The sequence below is a fragment of the Sutterella megalosphaeroides genome, from assembly GCF_003609995.1.
GTDB classification, from domain to species: Bacteria; Pseudomonadota; Gammaproteobacteria; order Burkholderiales; family Burkholderiaceae_F; genus Sutterella; species Sutterella megalosphaeroides.
Genome location: NZ_AP018786.1, coordinates 78,835 through 98,230, shown reverse-complemented (window position 1 = coordinate 98,230; position 19,396 = coordinate 78,835). Strand labels below are relative to the sequence as shown.

The following is a 19,396-nucleotide window of genomic DNA, read 5'->3' as shown; positions in this document are numbered from 1 at the left end:
GGCGGGATTATCGAGTCGCGAGGTTGGTCTGCAGGCGACGAATAAGCAGAGACAACGAAAGCGAAACGGCCAAATAGCAAAGCGCCGCAAAAGAGTACATCAAAACGAGTTCCCCGTCACGTTGAGCGATCTTCGAAACGGCACCGAGGAAGTCGTTGCCGCTGATGACGTACACGAGACTCGTGTCCTGAAAGAGGATGATGATCTGCGTGAGAAGGACGGGGAGCATGTTGCGAACGGCCTGCGGCAGAACGACGTAGCGCATCGTCTGCCCGTAGGTGAAGCCCAAACCCATGGCCGCGGCGAACTGTCCTTTTTTCACGGACTGGATGCCCGCACGCATGATTTCCGCGAAGTACGCGGCTTCGAAGAGCACGAAGGTGATGACGGCCGTCATGTCGGGGCCGATCATGACTGCGTGATCGAGCGCGAAGAGGAGCCGCAGAATTTCCGGCATGAGGAGGAAAAACCAGAAAAGGACGAGGACGAGCGGCACCGAGCGCATGAGGTCGACGTAGAACTTCGCGGGGCGCGAGAGCCAGGGACGGCTCGAGAGGCGCGCGAGCGCGAGAAGCGTGCCGAGGGTGAGCCCTCCCATCGTCGTGACGGCGGTGAGTTCGAGCGTGTAGGCCGCGCCCGCCATCAGGAAGTCGGCCGATTCGGTGATGCTGGAAAAATCGATGGTCATGGGGTCAACTCCCGGAAATCAGTTGCGGGCGGCAATGAAGCCGGGGACGGCGGTGCGGCGTTCGAGGAACGCCATGATGCGATTCACCGCAAGCGCAATGACGATGTAGAGGAAGGTCGCCCAGCAGTAGGCGGCGAAGAACTGGAACGTGTTTTCGCCCATCTCGTTGGCGCGCATCGTGATGTCGGAAAGGCCGATCGTGATCACGATGGCGGTGTTCTTGACGAGGTTCATCGCTTCGCTCGTCAGGGGCGGCAGCACGAGTCGGAGCGCCATCGGCAGGATCACATAGCGGTAGGCCTGCACGCGGGTGAGCCCGAGCGCGCGGGCCGCGTTCGGCAGTCCCGGGGGAATCGAGCAGATCCCGGCACGAACCTGTTCGGCCACGCGCGAAGACGTGAAGAGGCCGAGGCAGAGGAAGGCGGAGAGAAACTGCGAGAGGACGGGGTCGCTGTTGATCATCCAGTCCTTGTACCAGGGGAGAAACTCCGGCACGACGAAGTACCAGATGAAGATCTGAACAAGGAGCGGAATGTTGCGAAAGAGTTCGATCCAGGCTTCGCACAGACCGCGCACGGCGCGGTTCGGGCTCGTGCGCAGCGTCCCCACGACGACCCCGACGACGAGCGCGAGCGAGAAGGCCGCAACGTGCAGGCCGATCGTCCAGCCCGCACCGTCGAGAATGTAGAGCCACCACGGATCGTCCGACAGGAGCGAAGTTTCAAAAAGCGTTTCGAAGCCGATGTTGATGGCCATGAGACGAACTCCTTTGTACTCGCCCCCCCCCTAGGGGACGACCGGGTGTATCCGCGCACGGTTCGCGCGGGAAAAAAAGAAAAAGCCGGAGGCGGTTTCAAAGTGTCGCTAGTCGGCCGCCTCCGGCAAATGACTGTCGGAAGTGTCAGATCCCCCGATCGTTCGGGTTGGCGAAGAGTTCCTTGGTATAGGAGTTCATCGGGAAGTTGAGGTTGACGTTCTTCGGGGGGATGGGACGTTCGAACCAGGTCCTGTAGAGCTCGGCCAACTTCCCGGAGGTGATGAGGTTCGTCACGGTACGGTCGACGAGCGCCTTGAAGGCGGGATCGTCCTTGCGGAACATCGGCCCGTAGGGTTCGACCGAGAGCGACTCGTCGAGGATCATGAAGTCCTGCGGGTTGTCGAGGTTGGCGATCTGACCGGCCAGGAGCACGTCGTCGATCACGAAGGCGTCGGCGCGGTGATTCGCCACGAGCTGCATGGCTTCGGCGAAGTCCTTCGTCATGAGGAAGCGGAAGCGCAGACCGTTTTCCTTTTCGTACTTCTTCAAAAGCGCCACCGAGGTCGTGCCGGAGGTGACGGCGATGTTCTTGCCGTTGAGATCCTTGAGCGAGCGGATGTTGCTCGACTTCGCGACGGCGGCCGTCACCTGGATGCCGAAGTAGTTCGTGCCGAAGGCGGCTTCGCGCTGGCGCACGAGCGAATTCGTCGTGGAGCCGCATTCGATGTCGACCGTGCCGTTCTGAATGAGGGGAATGCGGTTGGCCGACGTGACCGCCTGGTAGCGGATCTTGAGGTCGGGCATGTTGAGTTCGGCCTTCACGGCTTCGCCCACGGCGCGGCAGACTTCGAACGCGTAGCCCGCGGGCTTGCCGTCGGAGAGAAGGTAGGAAAAGGGCACGGAGCTCTCCCGATAGCCGATCGTGAGCGTGCCGCTTTCGCTCACCTTTTTGAGCGTACCCGTCAGCTCGGCGGCACCCGCAAGGGTCGAAGCGGAAAGAAGAGCGGCAAAAGCGATCGTGGCGATGCGGGAGCGGATCATGATGACCTCCTGAGTGCGTCTGTCGTAAGTCGTGGGGTTCGAAGCCGTCCGGAGGACGCCCGAAACCCTTGTTGTTACAAGAAGCAAGACCCGTGCCAAACATTGCGTCGGCCGGGCGGAGGTGAATGCGATCCTTTAAAAAAAACAAGAAGTTAGGATGGGTGACGAAGGGTTTTCCCGAGTGAGAAACGAAAAACGGCGCCCCGAAAACGGGACGCCGCTCCAATGTGGTGCGCACCATTTAGGTGCGATCGCGTCGCGCGGAGCGCACCGAAACGGTGCGCTCTTCAAACGAATCAGGCTTCGCCCGAGCCGTCCGACCCTTCGGGGCGGAAGACGGGCTTGCGGCCTTCCGTGAAGGCTTTGAGCGCTTCGGCGGCTTCGGCCGATCGAACGCGTCGCGCGTACGTTTCCTCTTCTTCGTCGGCGAGCGCTTCGATCTGGCGATCGCGCACGGCGCGCATGAGGCGCTTCGTTTCGGCGACCGCTTCGGGCGGGAGGACGGCCAGGCGCGCCGCTTTGGCGGCCACGGTCTGCGCGAGTTCGTCGTCGTCGACTACGGCGGTCACGAGACGCATGGAGGCCGCTTCGTCGGCGGTGACGGGTTCCGAAAGCAGGAGTTTTTCGGCGGCCTTCGGGTAACCCGCGGCGGCCGTCATCACGTGAGCGACGCCGAAGCGGGGCGTGCGCGCGAGCGCCACGGCCGGAATGCTGAAGAGGGCCTTCGTGCCCGCGTAGACGAGGTCGCAGTAAAGGAGCATCGCGAACGCTTCGCCGACGGCCGGACCCGCCACCAAGGCGACGACGGGCTTCGGGAAGCGGCGCAGCACCGTAAAGAAGTCGCTCATTTCCCGATCGATGCGATCCGGGGTTTTGAGGCTCTCCTCAAGGTCGGCACCCGCCGAGAACACCGCTCCTTCACCTTCGATCAGAACGACGCGAACGCCGGGGTCCGCTTCGGCGCTCCGAAGCGATTCGGAGAGCGAGGCGAACATGTCGGAGGTGATCGTGTTGCGGCGTTCGGGGCGGCGGATCGTCAGACGGAGAACGCCGAATTCGAGCTTGGAAACAATGGACATGACTTCGCAAATTCCTGAGGAAAAAGGGACGACGTCATCTTATCAGGGGTGCGGGCCGACCGACTTCACCCAGGTCACGGTGTCTTCGCCCGCGCTCGTTTGCGACGCGTAGCCGAGCGCGCGCATGAGGCCGTCCATGGCGTCGTTGCCGCGCAGTACGTACCCCGTGAGGGTCGAAAGCCCCGCGCGGGCGGCCCGCGCTTCGAGTTCGCCCATGACGAGGCGCGCAAGGCCGCGACGCTGATCGCGGTCGTGCACGACGACGCCGAATTCGGCGTCCCCGGGCGTTTTCGTGCGTCCCCAGCGGCCCACGGCGGCGATGCGCCGCACGGTCTCGTCCTTGCGGTCGACCGCTTCGACGAGGACGGCCGTTTCGCGCTCGTAGTCGAGCCGGCACAGAGCGGCGACGCGCTCGTCGGAGAGGCGGGCCGAATTGTGAAAGCGAAGGAAAAAGCTTTGGTCGGAAAGGCTCGCGACGAAGTCCTTCAGCGCGGGGAAATCGTTTTCGACGAGCGTTCTCAGGCGATACGTTTCCTCGGGCGTTCCGCCCGCGAGCGTCTCGTACTCGACCGGAGGCGGACACACGGCGAGGTGCGGGCCGCCCGACGCGGCTGCGAGATCGGTCGTGGAAATGCGCGCGGAGCGACAGAAATACGCTTTGGGTTCGCCGCCTGCCGCATGTTCGAGCACGATTTCGACGAGGGCGGGAATGCGCTCGCCGAGTTCGGCGAGGCGAGCAAGCGCAAGGGCCGCGCCGAGAGCCTCCGCGTCGGAGAGCAGACGGCCGACGCGGATCGCGCGCACGCACCGGAGCGCTTCGTCGAGCGAGAGGGGCGGAAGCGCCGCGATTTCGTCCGTGCAGACCGCACCGAATTCGCCGCCGAGACTCGCGCGCACGTACGCCCCGAGGACGTCGTCGCGGTTGAGTTCGAGTCTGAGAATCGGTCGATCGGGCTCGGGCCGCTCGTGCGTTGCGACGAGATTCGCGTGCTCGCACAGGTGCTGCGTCTCTTCGCTCGTGAGGGCGATGCGCTCTTCGTCGACGGGCGCTTGGAGGACCGAACGGACGCGCGCGAGCGCCTCCTCGGCAAGACGGGGCGTCTGCAGCACGGGGACGCGTCGCTTGTCGTGCTTGAGTCGGGCTTCGCGAAAGAGGGCCGCCATGGCGCCCACGGCCGCCGTCGGCGAACGTACGGCGGCGATGCGTGCTTCGGGGGCGTGCGCGAGCTGCACGCGGACGGCGTGCGAAATCCGTTCGCTTGCCCACGAGAGGATGACGGGCTTCGTGGTCGTGCGCGCCGTTTGGGCGAGGAGCCGGAACGTGGGATCGACGGGCGTCGAGGGGCCCGGAGCAACGGTGACGAGCGCCCCTTCGACGGACGGATCCTTGAGCACGATGTCGAGCGTTTTGCTCAGGCGCTCGGCGCTTGCGGCCGCGCCGACCACCACGGGATTGACGGGCAGCTGCGGACTCGGGAACGCGCGTTGCAACTCGTGAATCGTCGAATTCGCAAGGCCGCTCAAGTGCATGCCGTGGCGCTCCGCGGCTTCGGCCGCCATCAGCGCGAAGCCCGTGCCGTTCGAGAGCACCGCAACGCGCGAGCTCTTTTCGGCGTCGCCCCGAAGGAAGGGTACGGGGCACGACGCGAGCGCCGCGACGGCGCTTGCAAACTGCCGGAAGTCCGATACGCACTGCGCGCCCGCGCGTCGCACGAGCGCGTCGAAGACGATCCCGCGACCGGCGTGCGTGCCGAAACGGTGACAGGAGAGACGGTCGGCGGAAAGGCCCGCGTTCGAGCCCGAACGCAGAATCACGACGGGTTTGCGGGAGGCGGCGTAGGAAAGCGCGCTGTAAAAGGCTCTCGGGCGGCGCAGACCTTCGATTTGCACCGCGAGCACGCGCGTCCGTGCGTCGTCGGCGAAGTGCTCGATCCAGTCCGAAATCGAAAGGTCGATGTCGGCCCCCGTATTGATGACGCCCGAAAAGCCCGTGCGGACGTCCGCGAGGTCGTCGAGGAGCGCCGTGGCGATCAGGGCCGACTGGGTGACGAGCGCGATGCCGCCCGTACGGGGCGTATCGGGCCAGTAACTTGCATTGAGGCCCGAGGGCGGGCACATGAGGCCGATCGAATCGGGGCCGATCACGCGCAGTCCCGTGCGACGGACGATCTTGTGAATGCGATGCGAGAGTTCGCCCTCGACGAAAAGGTGTTCCTCTTCGGGGGCGACGACGACGGCGAGCGTTCCTTTGCGCGCGAGCGCTTCGAGGGTGTCGGCGATGAGGTCGGAGCGCAGCGTGACGACGGCGAGGTCGGGCGCTCCCGGGAGTTCGTCGACGCGCGCGTAGCAGAGGTCGTTCCCGATGTAGCGGTACTTCGGGTTGACGGGCCAGACGGCGCGGCCGTTGCGGCTCTTCGAGATCGACTGCCAGACGAAAAATCCCCGGCTCTCCGGGCGGTCGCTCGCTCCAACGACGGCGATCGAGCGGGGATTCAGGAGTCGCTGAAGGGAAAACTTTTCCATGGCGCGGGGTGAAAAAGAGCGCGTGAGGGCAAAGGTAAAAGGGTGCTTACAAGCATAACGAAGTTCGGCTGCTTCGGCGGGCGGGTCGGGGTTCTCCGACGAGGCACGTCCGACGCCCCCTGCTACACTTGAAAGACACGCCGATGCGGGCGGATTTTTGCGCGGAATCGGCGCGGTTCCCCTAGGTGTTCCGCGCTCGCGCGCCCGCACGTTCTTTCTCCCATCAAGGATTGTCCCAATGAAAGTCAATGGCATTCCCACCCGCAGCATTCGATCGCTCGACGGCGGTACGGCGGTCGAGATCGTCGATCAGACTTCGCTTCCCTATCACTACGAAACGCGCGTGCTCAACGACTGGCGCGATTGCGTGGAAGCCATTGCCAACATGCGCGTGCGCGGCGCGCCTCTGATCGGCATCACCGGGGCGTGGGGCGTCGTGCTCGCCGCGAAGGAAGACCCGGAAAACGCCGCTTTGCTTGCGGCGGCCGACGCCATTGCCAACGCGCGCCCGACGGCCGTGAATCTCTCGTGGGCCGTGCACCGCATGATGGGTGCGCTCCTGCCGCGCGAACCTTCGCTGCGCTTCGAAGCGGCGGTGAAGCTTGCCGAAGCGATGACGCAGGAAGACGTGCTCACGTGCCGCGCGATCGGCGAGGCGGGCGCTCCGCTCATCGCGGACCTCTACCAGAAGCTTCGTCGCCCCGTGAACATCCTCACGCACTGCAACGCGGGGTGGCTCGCCACCGTTGACTACGGTACGGCGCTCGCGCCGATTTATGCGGCGTTCGAGCGCGGCACGCCCCTGCACGTCTGGGTCGACGAGACCCGTCCGCGCAATCAGGGGCTCCTGACCGCGTGGGAGCTCGCCCAACACGGCGTGCCGCACACGATCATTGCGGACAACGCGGGCGGACAGCTCATGCAGCAGGGCGACGTCGACCTCGTGATCGTCGGCGCCGACCGCATCACGCGCCGCGGCGACGTGGCCAACAAGATCGGTACGTACCTCAAGGCGCTTGCCGCGCACGACAACGACGTGCCCTTCTACGTGGCGGCTCCCTCGTCCACGATCGACTGGAAGTTGACCGACGGCAAGCGCCAGATTCCGATCGAAAACCGAGCTTCGTCCGAACTTCTTTCCGTGCGCGGCATCGATTCGACGGGGCGCATCGCCGCCGTGCAGATCGCGCCCGTCGAAGAGGCCGTCGCGAACCCCGCTTTCGACGTGACGCACAACCGCTTCGTCACCGGTCTCATCACCGAACGCGGCGTGGTGGCGCCCACCGATCTGACGTCGGTCTTTTCCGACAAGCTTCTTCCCGAAGGAGGTGCGTCGTGACGACGAGCGTGTCGATCCCCGCGGACGACGTTGCGATCCGCCGGGCGGTCATTGAAACCGCGCGGGCCATGAATCGGCTCGGCATCAACGTCAACAAGTCCGGCAACGTTTCCGCGCGCGTGGTGTCCGAAGGGGAATGCGGGATGCTCGTGACGCCGACCGGGGTCCCCTACGACGAGCTCGTCCCCGAAGATCTCGTTTTCGTTCCCTTCGGCGACGAGCCGAGCCTCAAGCGCGCCCGGGGGCGCCGCGCGCCTTCGAGCGAATGGGAAATGCACGAGCGCATCTACGCCGTGCGTCCCGACGCGGGGGCCGTGGTGCACACGCACTCGTGCTTTGCGACGGCGCTCGCGTGCCAGAACCTTCCGATTCCGGCTTTCCACTACATGGTGGCCGCGGCGGGGGGCACCTCCGTCGACGTCGTCCCGTACGCCACTTTCGGCACGCCCGAATTGGCTCGGGCTGCGGCCGAGGGCGTGCGCGAAAAGGACGCCGCGCTCTTGGAACACCACGGCGTGATCGCGCTCGGACGCACGCTGGAGCGGGCGCTGCGACTCGCCCACGAAGTCGAAAACCTCGCCCGTCAGTACGTGACGGTGCGCCAGCTCGGCGAACCCCGCCTGATCGACGACGAGGAAATGCGGCGCATCGTCGCCAAATTCCGCACTTACGGGCAGCCGCAGGCTTCGAAGGAGGCATGATGGCCGATATTCCCGCGCCCAAAGCCTGGTACCGTGCGGACGGTACCGTCGTATCCTGTACGGAGTCCGTCAAGGTGCTCGCCGAAAATTGGGAAGAGGCGGTCGAACTTTTGCAGGAGCAGTTCGAAGACGCCGTGTTGCTCGGCGTCGGCAAGGACGCTTTCCGAGCGGCGATGCACGAACTCGTCGACGCGCTCGCGTGCGATTACGAGGAAAAGAAAGCGCCCGTCGAGTCGCTCAAACGCTGAAAGAGCTGAAAGAGCGACGAAGAGCGGACGCACGTTTCGTGTGAGGAGGTTCAGAATGAAGTGGAGAAATTTGGCGGCGGCCGTTGCGGCGACCTTGATCGTCGCGGGTTGCGCGCATCCGCAATTGATGGAGCTCTCGATGAGCGAAGGTGCGGTCGAAACCGAACTCGGCGCCCCCGACGCACGCGTCGCGCTCCCCGAGGGCGGCTCGCGTTGGGTCTACTCCATGCAGCCGATGGCTCAAGAGGTCTGGTGGCTCACGTTCGACGCTTCGGGAAAGCTCGTTACCAAAGAGAATGTTCTCGATCGGGAGCATTTTGCGCTCATCAAGCCGGGCGTCACCACGCAGAGCGAAGTGTTCGATCTTTTCGGGCCCTGCGCGCAGAAATACGAATTCCATCTGAAAAACGAAACCGCCTGGATGTATCGGTTCCTCGACGAGGGGTTCTTTTACATGGCCTGCTGGGTGCAGTTCGATACGAAGGGAATCGTCACGGAAGTGGGTTACACGACCGATCCCTGGCGGGATCGCGACAACTGGTGGCCCTGAGCGGGTGCGGGCGGTGAGGGCGCTGAGGGCGGCTCCGGCCGGCCCGACCGCCTCCCCGGGAATTTGTTAACGTAGTCGGGCGACGATCGTGTCGCCCGTTTTTTTGAGGGGCGAAGCGTCGCGCGGGCCGCGGAGGCGGCCGACGGTTGTTCGGACTCAGAAAGGAGGCGGCGTGCCCGATGTTTGCAAAGGAAATGCCGGGCGCCCCATGACGCATGCAAAACCGCGAACGCATCGATCGGCTCTTTCGGGCGGCCGAAGGACGCTGGCCGCAGATTTTCGAAGCGGCCGGTATGGATCCCCGACACTTCGCGAAACCCAACCGTCCGTGTCCGCTCTGCGGCGGCACGGACCGCTTTACGTTTCTCGCCAAGCGCGAGCCCGACCACGGCATGTGGTTTTGCCGCGGGTGCGGAGCCGGAGACGGCATTCGGCTCGTGCGGTCGTTCCGGCACGGGACGTTTTTCGAAACGCTCGAATTCATCGAGTCTTTCCTGGGGCTTCCGCCCTGGAAGGCTGCGTCCTCTCCCGGAGCGCAGAGCGAAGCGCGCCGTGCGCGTCGCGAGGCCGCGGAGGCTCAAGCCGAGAAGCGACGCCGCCTTGCGGCCCTCGAAGCGCACTGGGCCGAAGCCGAGCCGCTCGACCTTGAGGCCGACACGCCCGCCGCGCGCTACTTGAGCCGTCGGGGAATCCGCCATCTCGACGGCTGCACCGAGCTGCGCTGGTTTGCCCGGGAGCCCTATTGGTCGGAGGAGGGGACGTCGGTTTGGCCCTCCCTCCTCGCGCGCGTCACGGATCCCGAGGGACGGATGACGGCCTTGCATCGCACGTACCTGACGGAGTCCGGAGAAAAAGCACCCGTTGCGGCGGCGAAGAAGCTGACGGCGGGCGAACTCGGCGAAGGGTTTGTTCGACTTTTTCCGCCTTCGAGCATCCTGTGTCTTGCCGAAGGGATCGAGACCGCGCTTTCCGTGCACGAGACGGAAGGGGTTCCCGTGTGGTCGGTGATTTCCGTGGGCGGCTACGAGCGCTTCCGCACGCTCCCCGAGGGGTTGCGCGAATTGCGGGTCTACGCGGACAACGATCGATCGTTTGCGGGAATTGCGGGTGCGTACGAGCTCGCACGGCGACTCAAGCGCGACTATCCGATGCTGGCCGTGAAGGTTTTCGAACCCGAGCGAGAGGGGGAGGATTGGAACGACGTTCTGAGGCGCAGGGAGGAACGGGGCGCCCCGAAGTGAAATCGCGGAGGGAGAAAAAATAAAACCGGTTCTCTCTCCGTTTAATGCCCGATCTAGTGGAGAAAGAACCGGTTTTCCTCCGGACGCCTTGACGGAAAACCGTCAAAACGTCTAGGGGTAGTTAGTATAACACAAGTCGAGAATTATTGCCCGGCGATATCGTGTTCCTTCTTGGGCTCGTTGCGCAGACGGATGTGCAGTTCGCGCAACTGCTTTTCTTCGACGGGGGCCGGGGCCTGCGTGAGCAGACACTGGGCGCGCTGCGTCTTCGGGAACGCGATCACGTCGCGGATCGAATCGGCGCCGCACATCATCGTGGCGATGCGGTCGAGCCCGAAGGCGATGCCGCCGTGGGGAGGCGCGCCGAACTGCAGAGCGTCGAGCAGGAAGCCGAACTTCTGACGGGCTTCTTCCTTGCCGATCTTGAGGGCTTCGAAGACCTTTTCCTGCACTTCTTCACGGTGGATGCGGATGGAGCCGCCGCCCACTTCCCAGCCGTTCAGGACCATGTCGTAGGCCTTGGCGTAGCAGTGTTCCGGATCCGTGAGGAGCTTGTCTTCGTGGCCGTCCAGGGGGCAGGTGAACGGATGGTGGCAGGAAACCCAGCGCTGGTCTTCTTCCGAGTATTCGAACATCGGGAAGTTGACGACCCAGAGGGGCTGCCAGCCCGGCGTGAAGAGGCCGGTCGACTTGCCGAATTCGGAGTGACCGATCTTGAGACGCAGAGCGCCGAGGCTGTCCCAAACGATCTTGGCCTTGTCGGCGCCGAAGAAGATGACGTCGCCGTCCTTGGCACCCGTGCGGGCGATGATCTGGGCGAGTTCGTCGTCGGAGAGGTTCTTGACGATCGGGCTCTGGAGGCCTTCGCGACCGCGGGCGGCTTCATTGACCTTGATGTAGGCGAGGCCCTTGGCGCCGTAGATCTTGACGAATTCGGTGTAGGCGTCGATTTCGGAGCGCGGCATCGTGCAGGCGCCCGGGACGCGCAGAGCGACGACCTTGCCGTTGTGCAGGGACTTCACGCCCGAGAAGACCTTGAACTGCGAGTCCGCGACGATGTCGGTGACTTCGACGAGCTGGAGGTTGACGCGCAGGTCCGGCTTGTCGGAGCCGTACTTGGCCATGGCGTCGTCCCACTGCATGACGGGGAAGGGGTTGGCGAGTTCGACGTCGAGCACTTCCTTGAAGACCGTGCGCATCAGGTCTTCCATGATGGCGCGGATTTCGTCCATGCTGAGGAAGGACGTTTCGATATCGACCTGGGTGAATTCGGGCTGACGGTCCGCACGGAGGTCTTCGTCGCGGAAGCACTTCACGATCTGGTAGTAGCGGTCGAACCCGGCCATCATCAGAAGCTGCTTGAAGAGCTGGGGCGACTGCGGCAGAGCGTAGAAGCAACCGTCCTGAACGCGCGAGGGCACGAGGTAGTCGCGGGCGCCTTCGGGGGTCGAACGGGTGAGCATCGGCGTTTCGATGTCGATGAAGCCGTGGCTGTCGAGGTACTTGCGGAAGGCCATCGCGGCGCGGTAGCGCAGGCGGAGGTTCTTCTGCATCTGGGGACGACGCAGGTCGAGCACGCGGTACGTGAGGCGCGTCGTTTCCGAGAGGTTTTCGTCGTCGAGGTGGAACGGAGGCGTAACCGAGGCGTTGAGGATTTCAAGCTCGTGGCAGAGCACTTCGACGCCGCCCGAGATGAGGTTGTCGTTCTTCGTGCCTTCCGGACGAGCGCGAACGAGACCGACCACCTTCAGGCAGTATTCGTTGCGGCACTTGTCGGCGGTGGCGAAGACTTCCGGACGGTCCGGGTCGCAGACGACCTGAACGAGACCTTCGCGGTCGCGCAGGTCGATGAAGATCACGCCGCCGTGGTCGCGACGACGATGAGCCCAGCCGTAGAGAGTCACAGTCTGGCCGATGAAGGACTCGTCGACCAAGCCAGAGTACACGGTACGCATAGTTGCTCCGAGAAAAATGCACCGCCGGGAAAGAACGGTGCGGGACGAAATGGAAACGTTGAGGCGGAGACCGCCTTCGCGTCAATGGTGTTCTGGGCCGCCTCGGTCGCGCCGGGCGCCTCGGCGGCTCTTCGTGGTTTCGGTGCCGCGTGCCGAAGGCACGCACATGACGGCAAGTGTAGCGCTATTAGCTTTTCTTGGTCGGTTCCGCCTCCGATTTGGAGGTTCCGGAAGGCGTCATGACGCCGAGAGAGAGGTGGAATTTCAGCGCTTCGTCGACCGTCACGTGGGAGGGATGCAGAGCCGAGCGGCGGGTCATCACCACGTAGCCCGACGTGGGGTTCGGAGCCGTGGGCACGTAGACCGTGACGAGGTCCGGCATGTCGAGCGTCGCGCGCGTGGCCTCCGAGGGGGTCGACACGGTGAAGCCGTAGGTCCACTGGCCCTTGTTGGGGAATTCGATGAGCACGACCTCCTTGAAGCTTTCCGTCTGATCGGAAAGCAGGGTCGAGGTGATCTGCTTGGCGCCCGAGTAGAGCGGGCGCACGAGGGGAATGCGGTTGAGGAACGCCTCCCAGAGGCGCAGCACCCACTGGCCGATGAAGTTCGCCGCGAGGATGCCCGTGACGAACACGGCGACGGCCGCCATCACGAGGCCGATCCCCGGGACGTGCATGCCGATGAACGCGTCGGGACGCAGGTGCGGGGGCAGCGCTTCGACGATCGAGTCGCTCCAGCGGATGATGGTTTCGAGCACCCAGAAGGTGACGGCGAGCGGGATCCAGAGCAGGAGCCCGGCGGTGAAGTATTTTTTAAGCATTGAGGCGAGCAAACAAGAAAAAAGCCGCGTTTCGGCGCTCTTCACGGCGCGATGAACGCGGCTTTCGGAGACTCCCCGAAGGGCGTCACTTACCGGGTTTGGCGTGCGAAGCGGGCAACGCCTTGTGGCCGCCGTTGAAGTCGGTGGCGGCCCAACCGTTCCCCTTGAGCTCGAACCCAGGAGCGGAGAGCTCTTTGCGGAACGTGTCCTTGCCGCACTTCGGGCAGGTCGTCAGGGGCTTGTCGCTCATCTTCTGCAGGAAGTCCTTTTCGAACCCGCAGGAGGCGCATTTATAAGCGTAAATCGGCATCTTTTTCTGGGGCGGCGAAGCGCCCCGCATGGAACCAGTGAGAACTGCCGATTATACGGAAAACGCGCCGGAGATGATTGCCCCGGCGCGTCCCGTGCGTCGTTCGGGGCGGCGCGCGGCGCCCCGAACAACCGTGCAACTCAGTCCTCCTCGTCTTTGCGTTGGAATTTCGACGCGAGTTCGGCCTGTTTCTGGGCGGGAACGGGCTGATAGGCTTCAAGTTCCATCGACCAGGCGCCCGTACCCTGCGTGATCGCGTGGAGTCGCGTGGCGTAGCCGTCGAGTTCCGAGAGCGGCGCGGTGCCGAGAATCACCATGAGCCCGCCCGGCAGGTTTTCCGTGCCGCTCACCTGGCCGCGGCGGCTCGAGAGGTCGCCGACGATGTCGCCCATGTAGGATTCGGGGGCGGTGATTTCGAGTCGGACGATCGGTTCGAGCACCTGAGGTTCGGACTTCGCGAGGGCGTCGAGGAAAGCCTTGCGGCCCGCGGAGACGAAGGCCACTTCCTTCGAGTCCACGGGGTGGCTCTTGCCGTCGTAGACCGTGACGCGCACGTCCTGGATGGGGTAGCCCGCAACGAAGCCCGTGTCGAGCACTTCGCGAACGCCCTTTTCAACGGCGGGAATGAGGTTGTAGGGGATGGCGCCCCCCTTCACCTCGTCGACGAACTCGAACCCGGCGCCGCGCGGCAGAGGCGCGATGCGCAGATAGACTTCGCCGAACTGACCCGCACCGCCCGTCTGCTTCTTGTGGCGGGCGTGCCCTTCGGCGGGCGCCGAGACGGTTTCCCGATACGGAATCGAGGGCGCGGCGGTTTCGACTTCGAGCTTGAAGTTGATCTTCATGCGGTCGAGAATCGAGCGCACGTGCATGTCGGTCAAGCCCCGGATGACGGTTTCGTTGAGCACCGTGTCGTGGTCGACCGCCATCGTCGGATCTTCCGACTGCATCTTGGCGAGCACTTCGCTCATGCGGCTTTCGTCGCCTCGGCGCGCGGGCTTCACCGCAAGGCCGTACATGGGCTTCGGGAAGTCGATCGGACGCATGTGCACGCCCGTGAGCGCCGGATCGCCGTGGATGACGGAGCCGTAGCAGAGTTCGTCGATCTTCGCGAGAGCGCCGATGTCCCCGGGCGAGAGGCGATCCGTTTCGGCCGTGTTCTTGCCCTGCAGGATGAGCGGGTGAGCGGCCTTGACGGGCTTTTTCTCGTCGTCGACGTAGAGGACGGAATCCTTCGTGATCGTGCCCTGATGCACGCGGAAGACGCCGATTTTGCCGATGTAGGGATCGTTCACGATCTTGAAGACCTGAGCGACGACGGGCAGATCCTTGTCGGGCTTCGTCACGAAGGGCGTGCCGTCGGCATTGAGAAAGAGCGCGTCGTTGGCTTCGGCCGGACTCGGCAGATGGCGGATGATCACCTTCATGAAGTCGCGGATGCCGATGAGGTTCTTCGCGGAGACGAAGCACACCGGAATCACGTGTCCTTCGCGCAGCGCCTTCGTGACGAGCGGATGCAAAAGACGCGGGTCGACGTTCCCTTCTTCGAGGTAGCGCTCGAGCATCGCGTCGTCTTCTTCGACGATTTTTTCAATGAACGCGCGGTGAACTTCTTCGACGCTCATGATGTCCGCGTCGCCTTCGTCGCGGTCGAAGCAGTCGATCACGCGGGTGCGGTTCTTGGTCGGCAGGTTGATGGGAAGGACGCCCGGCCCCCAGATTTCCTGCATTTCCTTCAGCAGCCCGACGAGGTCCGCATTGGGATCTTCGAACTTGTTGACGACGATCATGCGGCAGAGGTTGCGGTCCTTGGCGGCCTGCATCATGCGGCGCGTGAGCATTTCGACGCCTTGCGTCGCGTCGACGACCGCAGCCACGGATTTGACGGCGTCGAGCGCCGAGAGGTCCTGACCGAGGTAGTCCGAGTACCCCGGGGTGTCGAGCACGTGGATGCGAACCGGAGTGAGGTCGGGCATGGCCGTATCGATGTGGGCGACGGCCAGACGCACCGAGTGACCCACCTGCTTTTCAAGCGGATCGTTGTCGCACATCGTGTTCCCTTTCTCGACGGTGCCGAGCTCGGGAATCATGCCGGAGCGGTAGAGCATGGCTTCGATCAGCGACGTTTTGCCGCAGGAGCCGTGTCCTACCAACGCTAGGGTACGAAGGTTTTCCGTGAGGTAGTTGCTCATGATCATCCTCCTCAAGTCGATGAAGCGTGTTCAACCATTCTGCGCCTGTGCGAACGGTTCGACCATGAGAAGGACTACGGGGTTGACGAAGATCGCAGATGCGGTTTGCAAGTCTTGCGCCGCGCGTGCGAACGGTGAGAGACTCGTCAGGATGTGCTCTGTCGGGGCGCCCGCTCAAGGGGGAGCGTGAAGCGTACGACGAGGCCCGTGCGACCGTCGGTGCGGTTGGAGGCTTCGAGGCGCCCCTTGTGGGCTTCGACGCACTTTTGCGCGATCGCAAGCCCGAGGCCGAACCCCGTACCGGTCGATTCGCGCTTGCCCCGAACGAAGGGGCGAAAGAGATCGGGGAGCTCTTCGGGCGGCACGCCGGGGCCTTCGTCCCGGCAGAGAAGAACGAGCGTTCGATCGTGCCATTGCGCTTCGAGTGCGAGTACGCCCTCTTCGGGCGTGAAGCGAATGGCGTTGCGCACGACGTTGTCGATCGCGCGCAGAAGCGCGGGACCGTCGCCGAGCAGCTCGGCGCCTTCGAGAAGGCTCGACCCCCAGTTCGTCTCGACGCGTACGGCTCGGGTCTCGGCTTCGAAGCGCGCGTTGTCGCCCGCTTCGCGGAGGAGCGCTTCGACGTCGACGGGGGCTTCGTGCAACTCGGCGTTGTTTTCGAGACGCGCGTAAGTAAGGAGCGCCTCGATCAGCCGATCGATGGAGGCGACTTCCTTTTCGATGCGGTCCAGACTCGGGGCGACGCGCGCCGGGTCGCGTCGCGCCAGTGCGAGCGCTACGTCGATGCGGGCGAGGGGACTGCGCACTTCGTGGCTCACGTCGTGAAAGAGACGGCGTTGCCTCTCGATGAGTCCTTCGATGCGTTCGGCCATTTGGTCGAACACGCGGGCAAGCGTGGCGATTTCGTCGTCCGCGGGCCCGATGCTCGCTTCGACGCGGGTCTTCAATTCGCCGAGCGAGAAGCGTTCCATCGCCTGATCGAGCCGCCGCAGGGGACGGGTGTAGTAGAGCGCGAGCACCCAGGCGACGCCGAAGACGATGAGGGTCGTCAAGAGGCCGATGAGGACCAGAGGAAGCCCGCGCAGCTGCCCCGGGAAAAAACGGATTTTGAGAGGGATCGGGTTCGTGCGCGTTGCGAACACCATGTAGGGGTGGCCGGCGATTTCGATCGTACGCACGGCCCCTTCGTCGGATTCGTTGGCGGGGAGCCGCCCCTCTTCCTTCAGAGCGGCGAGCATCTCGAGCGCGAGTTGCGGCACGGGGCGCCCGCTCAGCTCCCGCCCGTTTTCGGCGAGCAGATACACCGTCGGATTGTGGTTCGAGGGACTCGTCAGCCAGTCGACGAGCCCGGCTTCGCCCCCGTATCGGTAGGCGAGAAGCGCCGTTTCAACCGACTTTTGGCCGCTCACGCGCCAGTCGATCGTTCCGATGCCGAAGTCCTGCTTGCGGGTGAGGTACGCCGTCACGGAAACGAGTGCGGCGGTTGCGAGGATCACGACCGTGAGGCCCGCGAAAAGCCTCCAAAAGAGGCTGCGAAACGAAGGACGCAAGTACATGAGTGCGGACCTCGGGCCGAAACGCGCGCGAAGCGCTTATGCGGGGACGTCGGGATGGACGACGAGTTGGTAGCCGATGCCGCGGATGCTGTCGATCGTGACGGCTTTGCCGACGACGGCCGCGAGCTTGTGGCGAACCGAGGAGACGTGCACGTCGATGGCGCGATCGTACGGTCCCATCGTGCGGCCGAGCACGCGCGGGTAGATGTCTTCCTTCGGGACGGGCTTGCCGATCTGACGCGCGAGGAGTTCAAGGAGCGAAAATTCGGTCGTCGTCAGGTCGATCGGGCGGTCGTTCGCCGTGACCGTTCGGGAGGTCGACGAAATGGTGAGGGGACCGGCCGAGAGGGGCATGCCCGGCGTGCCCCAGCGGCTCGCGCGCCTCAGAATCGCGTTGATGCGCGCGACGAGTTCGCGCGGCGGGCAGGGTTTGGCGACGTAGTCGTCGGCTCCGAGCTCCAGACCGATGATGCGCTCGATCGGGTCGCCCTTGGCGGTGAGCATCAGAACGGGCACGGAGTTCGTGCTTCGGATTTCGCGCAGCACGTCGATGCCGTTCATGCCGGGCATCATCACGTCGAGAACGACCAAGTCGAAGTCGCCCAGAGCGAGTCGATGAAGACCGTCGGGGCCGTCGTTCGCGCCTTCCGCTTCGAAGCCTTCGAGGGTGAGGTAGTCGACAAGCAGAGTGACGAGCTCCACGTCGTCGTCGACGAGCAGGATGCGTCGGGGCTTTTTGTCCATGGCGAGCAATGTAAAGATGCGGGTGGAATTTGAACGAGATTGGGGTCTTCGGAAGATCTTAACAAAGCGTTCGGAGCTTTTTGTTACGTTCGCCCGTCGGAACTTTAACGAGGGCTAAGGTTTCTTGACGGAACGCTATTGCACAATGCAGGTGTGGAAACGGCCGCAGACGCTTCGGGCGGCCTCATAAGGATATATTCGGACACCATGACAACAACTCGACTGGTTCTCCCGGCGCTCGCGGCACTGCTTGCCGCGGGTTGTGCCGTGACGCCTCCCGACACGGACAAGCTCGCCCGGGACGTGACGCCGAGCGCGTGGAGCGCGGGCGTCGAAACGGGTGAAATCGAGAGCTTCCGGGACTTCTGGACGCGCTGGAACGATCCCGTGCTCGTCGCGCTGATCGAACGCGCGCAGGCCGCCAACACCGACGTGCTCGGAGCGGAAGCGAATCTTCGCGCGGCCCGCGCCTCGCTCACCCGAGCCAACGCGGCGCTCTGGCCTACGGCCGAACTCAATGCGGGAACGAATCGCCACCGGGCGAACGGTCGCACGACGACGGGCTACGACGCGGGGCTTTCGGGCTCGTGGACGCTGAACCTTGCGGGATCGCGCTACTTCAGCGCTTCTGCGGAAGAAGCGTCCGTGCGCGCGTACGAACTGACGCTCGCCGACGTGCGGGAAATGGTGGCCGCGGAAACGGCACAGGCGTACGTCAACATGCGCGCGGCCGAAGCGAGTCTCGAGATCACCCGCCGCAGTATCGCCAACTACGCCGAGACGGCCAAGACCGCCGACTGGCAGTACCGGGCCGGCATGGGGAGTGCTTCCGAAGCCGAGGACGCGCTCACGCAGCTCGCGTCCGCGCGCGCCCGGGTGCCTCAACTCGAAGCGAGCATCGAACAGTACAAAAACGCGCTGGCGCGCCTCACGGCGCAGCCCGTCGACGCCCTGGATTTCGGCGCTTCGGGCGCGATTCCCGTGCCGCCCGACGGAGCGCGCGTCATGATGCCCGCCGAACTGCTCGAACGCCGACCCGACGTGCGCAGCGCGCTCCGTTCGCTCGAAGGGGCGGTTCTGACGCTCAAAAGCGCGAAGAGCGACTGGTTCCCGACCCTCGGATTGACGGGGAACATCGGTACGGACGCGGCCACCGTGGGCGCGCTCGGTGCGAGCGGCACCGGCGTGGCGGGGCTCGCCGCCGCGCTGACGCTCCCCGTACTCAACTGGGGGTCGCTCGTCGCCGCCGAAGAAACGGCCGCGGCCGAGCTCGACCGGCAACGCGCGAATTACGTCTCCGTGTTGCTCTCGGCTCTAGAGAACACGCAAAACGCTCTGACGGGGATCGAGAGCTCGCAGCGACGCGCGCGCGACCTGAGCCTCGCCGTCGAACACGCGCGTTCGGCCGCAACGCTCGCCAAGCTCGAATACAACGCCGGGATCGGCGACTACACGATGGTCCTTTCGACCGAGCGAACGCTGCTCGGTGCGGAAGACACGGAGCTCTCGAACCGCGCCGAGCGCGCGAACAACTACATCATGCTCTACCGCGCCGTCGGGGGCGGTTGGGCCGTCGGAGAAGCCGAACGTGAAAAATCGGCCGCACAACGCGCTTCCGACGACGTGACGGAATCGAAGAAGGAATAAGAACC

General features: G+C 64.3%; 17 protein-coding genes. 6 read left to right on the top strand and 11 right to left on the bottom strand.

All coding sequences use genetic code 11. The features are described from left to right. Nucleotides 1-7: 7 nt before the first annotated feature. The 5 genes from S6FBBBH3_RS00450 to S6FBBBH3_RS00430 form a co-directional block, all read right to left on the bottom strand. On the bottom strand, nt 8-688 hold the full coding sequence (locus S6FBBBH3_RS00450; protein WP_120175858.1) for an amino acid ABC transporter permease: 681 nt from the start codon (nt 686-688) through the stop codon (nt 8-10). An 18-nt stretch (nt 689-706) separates the two neighbouring features. Next, a complete protein-coding gene (locus tag S6FBBBH3_RS00445) occupies nt 707-1,444 on the bottom strand; it encodes an amino acid ABC transporter permease (protein WP_120175857.1) in 738 nt (245 codons plus the stop codon). A 145-nt stretch (nt 1,445-1,589) separates the two neighbouring features. After that, complete coding sequence (locus S6FBBBH3_RS00440) at nt 1,590-2,486, bottom strand: transporter substrate-binding domain-containing protein (RefSeq protein WP_120175856.1); 897 nt, start codon at nt 2,484-2,486, stop codon at nt 1,590-1,592. A 296-nt stretch (nt 2,487-2,782) separates the two neighbouring features. Beyond that, complete coding sequence (locus S6FBBBH3_RS00435) at nt 2,783-3,565, bottom strand: enoyl-CoA hydratase-related protein (protein ID WP_120175855.1); 783 nt, start codon at nt 3,563-3,565, stop codon at nt 2,783-2,785. Between the two features lie 42 nt (nt 3,566-3,607). Next, entirely contained in the window at nt 3,608-6,088 is a 2,481-nt protein-coding gene (locus tag S6FBBBH3_RS00430) for a bifunctional acetate--CoA ligase family protein/GNAT family N-acetyltransferase (RefSeq protein ID WP_170143786.1), read from the bottom strand. 238 nt (nt 6,089-6,326) lie between these two features. On the opposite strand from S6FBBBH3_RS00430, the gene mtnA reads away from it, so the two are divergent. The 5 genes from mtnA (at nt 6,327) to S6FBBBH3_RS00405 (ending at nt 10,167) form a co-directional block, all read left to right on the top strand. Beyond that, the gene (mtnA, locus tag S6FBBBH3_RS00425; protein ID WP_120177765.1) at nt 6,327-7,427 is read left to right on the top strand and encodes an S-methyl-5-thioribose-1-phosphate isomerase; all 1,101 of its coding nucleotides are present in this window, start codon (nt 6,327-6,329) and stop codon (nt 7,425-7,427) included. Then, on the top strand, nt 7,424-8,128 hold the full coding sequence (locus S6FBBBH3_RS00420; protein ID WP_269460462.1) for a class II aldolase/adducin family protein: 705 nt from the start codon (nt 7,424-7,426) through the stop codon (nt 8,126-8,128). The genes mtnA and S6FBBBH3_RS00420 overlap by 4 nt, the downstream gene beginning before the upstream one ends. After that, the gene (locus tag S6FBBBH3_RS00415) at nt 8,128-8,376 is read left to right on the top strand and encodes a hypothetical protein (RefSeq protein WP_120175853.1); all 249 of its coding nucleotides are present in this window, start codon (nt 8,128-8,130) and stop codon (nt 8,374-8,376) included. The genes S6FBBBH3_RS00420 and S6FBBBH3_RS00415 overlap by 1 nt, the downstream gene beginning before the upstream one ends. Nucleotides 8,377-8,431: 55 nt before the next feature. Then, a complete protein-coding gene (locus S6FBBBH3_RS00410) occupies nt 8,432-8,926 on the top strand; it encodes a hypothetical protein (RefSeq protein WP_120175852.1) in 495 nt (164 codons plus the stop codon). A 215-nt stretch (nt 8,927-9,141) separates the two neighbouring features. Continuing rightward, on the top strand, nt 9,142-10,167 hold the full coding sequence (locus S6FBBBH3_RS00405) for a DUF7146 domain-containing protein (protein ID WP_120175851.1): 1,026 nt from the start codon (nt 9,142-9,144) through the stop codon (nt 10,165-10,167). A gap of 143 nt (nt 10,168-10,310) precedes the next feature. On the opposite strand, the gene aspS is transcribed toward S6FBBBH3_RS00405, so the two are convergent. From aspS to S6FBBBH3_RS00375, 6 genes are all read right to left on the bottom strand, one after another. After that, nucleotides 10,311-12,122, bottom strand: a complete 1,812-nt coding sequence (gene aspS / locus S6FBBBH3_RS00400; protein ID WP_120175850.1) for an aspartate--tRNA ligase — start codon at nt 12,120-12,122, stop codon at nt 10,311-10,313. A 187-nt stretch (nt 12,123-12,309) separates the two neighbouring features. Continuing rightward, nucleotides 12,310-12,942 carry a DUF502 domain-containing protein gene (locus tag S6FBBBH3_RS00395; protein WP_120177763.1) on the bottom strand — a complete coding sequence of 211 codons (633 nt, stop codon included), beginning with the start codon at nt 12,940-12,942 and terminating at the stop codon, nt 12,310-12,312. Between the two features lie 85 nt (nt 12,943-13,027). Further along, nucleotides 13,028-13,252, bottom strand: a complete 225-nt coding sequence (locus S6FBBBH3_RS00390; RefSeq protein ID WP_120177762.1) for an FmdB family zinc ribbon protein — start codon at nt 13,250-13,252, stop codon at nt 13,028-13,030. Nucleotides 13,253-13,392: 140 nt separating this feature from the next. Then, on the bottom strand, nt 13,393-15,444 hold the full coding sequence (gene fusA / locus S6FBBBH3_RS00385) for an elongation factor G (protein WP_120177761.1): 2,052 nt from the start codon (nt 15,442-15,444) through the stop codon (nt 13,393-13,395). 146 nt (nt 15,445-15,590) lie between these two features. Further along, nucleotides 15,591-17,000: a HAMP domain-containing sensor histidine kinase gene (locus S6FBBBH3_RS00380; RefSeq protein ID WP_120175849.1), complete on the bottom strand. Its 1,410-nt coding sequence runs from the start codon at nt 16,998-17,000 to the stop codon at nt 15,591-15,593. A gap of 36 nt (nt 17,001-17,036) precedes the next feature. Next, nucleotides 17,037-17,744 carry a response regulator transcription factor gene (locus tag S6FBBBH3_RS00375; protein ID WP_120175848.1) on the bottom strand — a complete coding sequence of 236 codons (708 nt, stop codon included), beginning with the start codon at nt 17,742-17,744 and terminating at the stop codon, nt 17,037-17,039. A 207-nt stretch (nt 17,745-17,951) separates the two neighbouring features. On the opposite strand from S6FBBBH3_RS00375, the gene S6FBBBH3_RS00370 reads away from it, so the two are divergent. Continuing rightward, nucleotides 17,952-19,391, top strand: coding sequence for an efflux transporter outer membrane subunit (locus S6FBBBH3_RS00370; RefSeq protein WP_120175847.1), 1,440 nt, complete (start codon nt 17,952-17,954; stop codon nt 19,389-19,391). Nucleotides 19,392-19,396 lie beyond the last annotated feature (5 nt).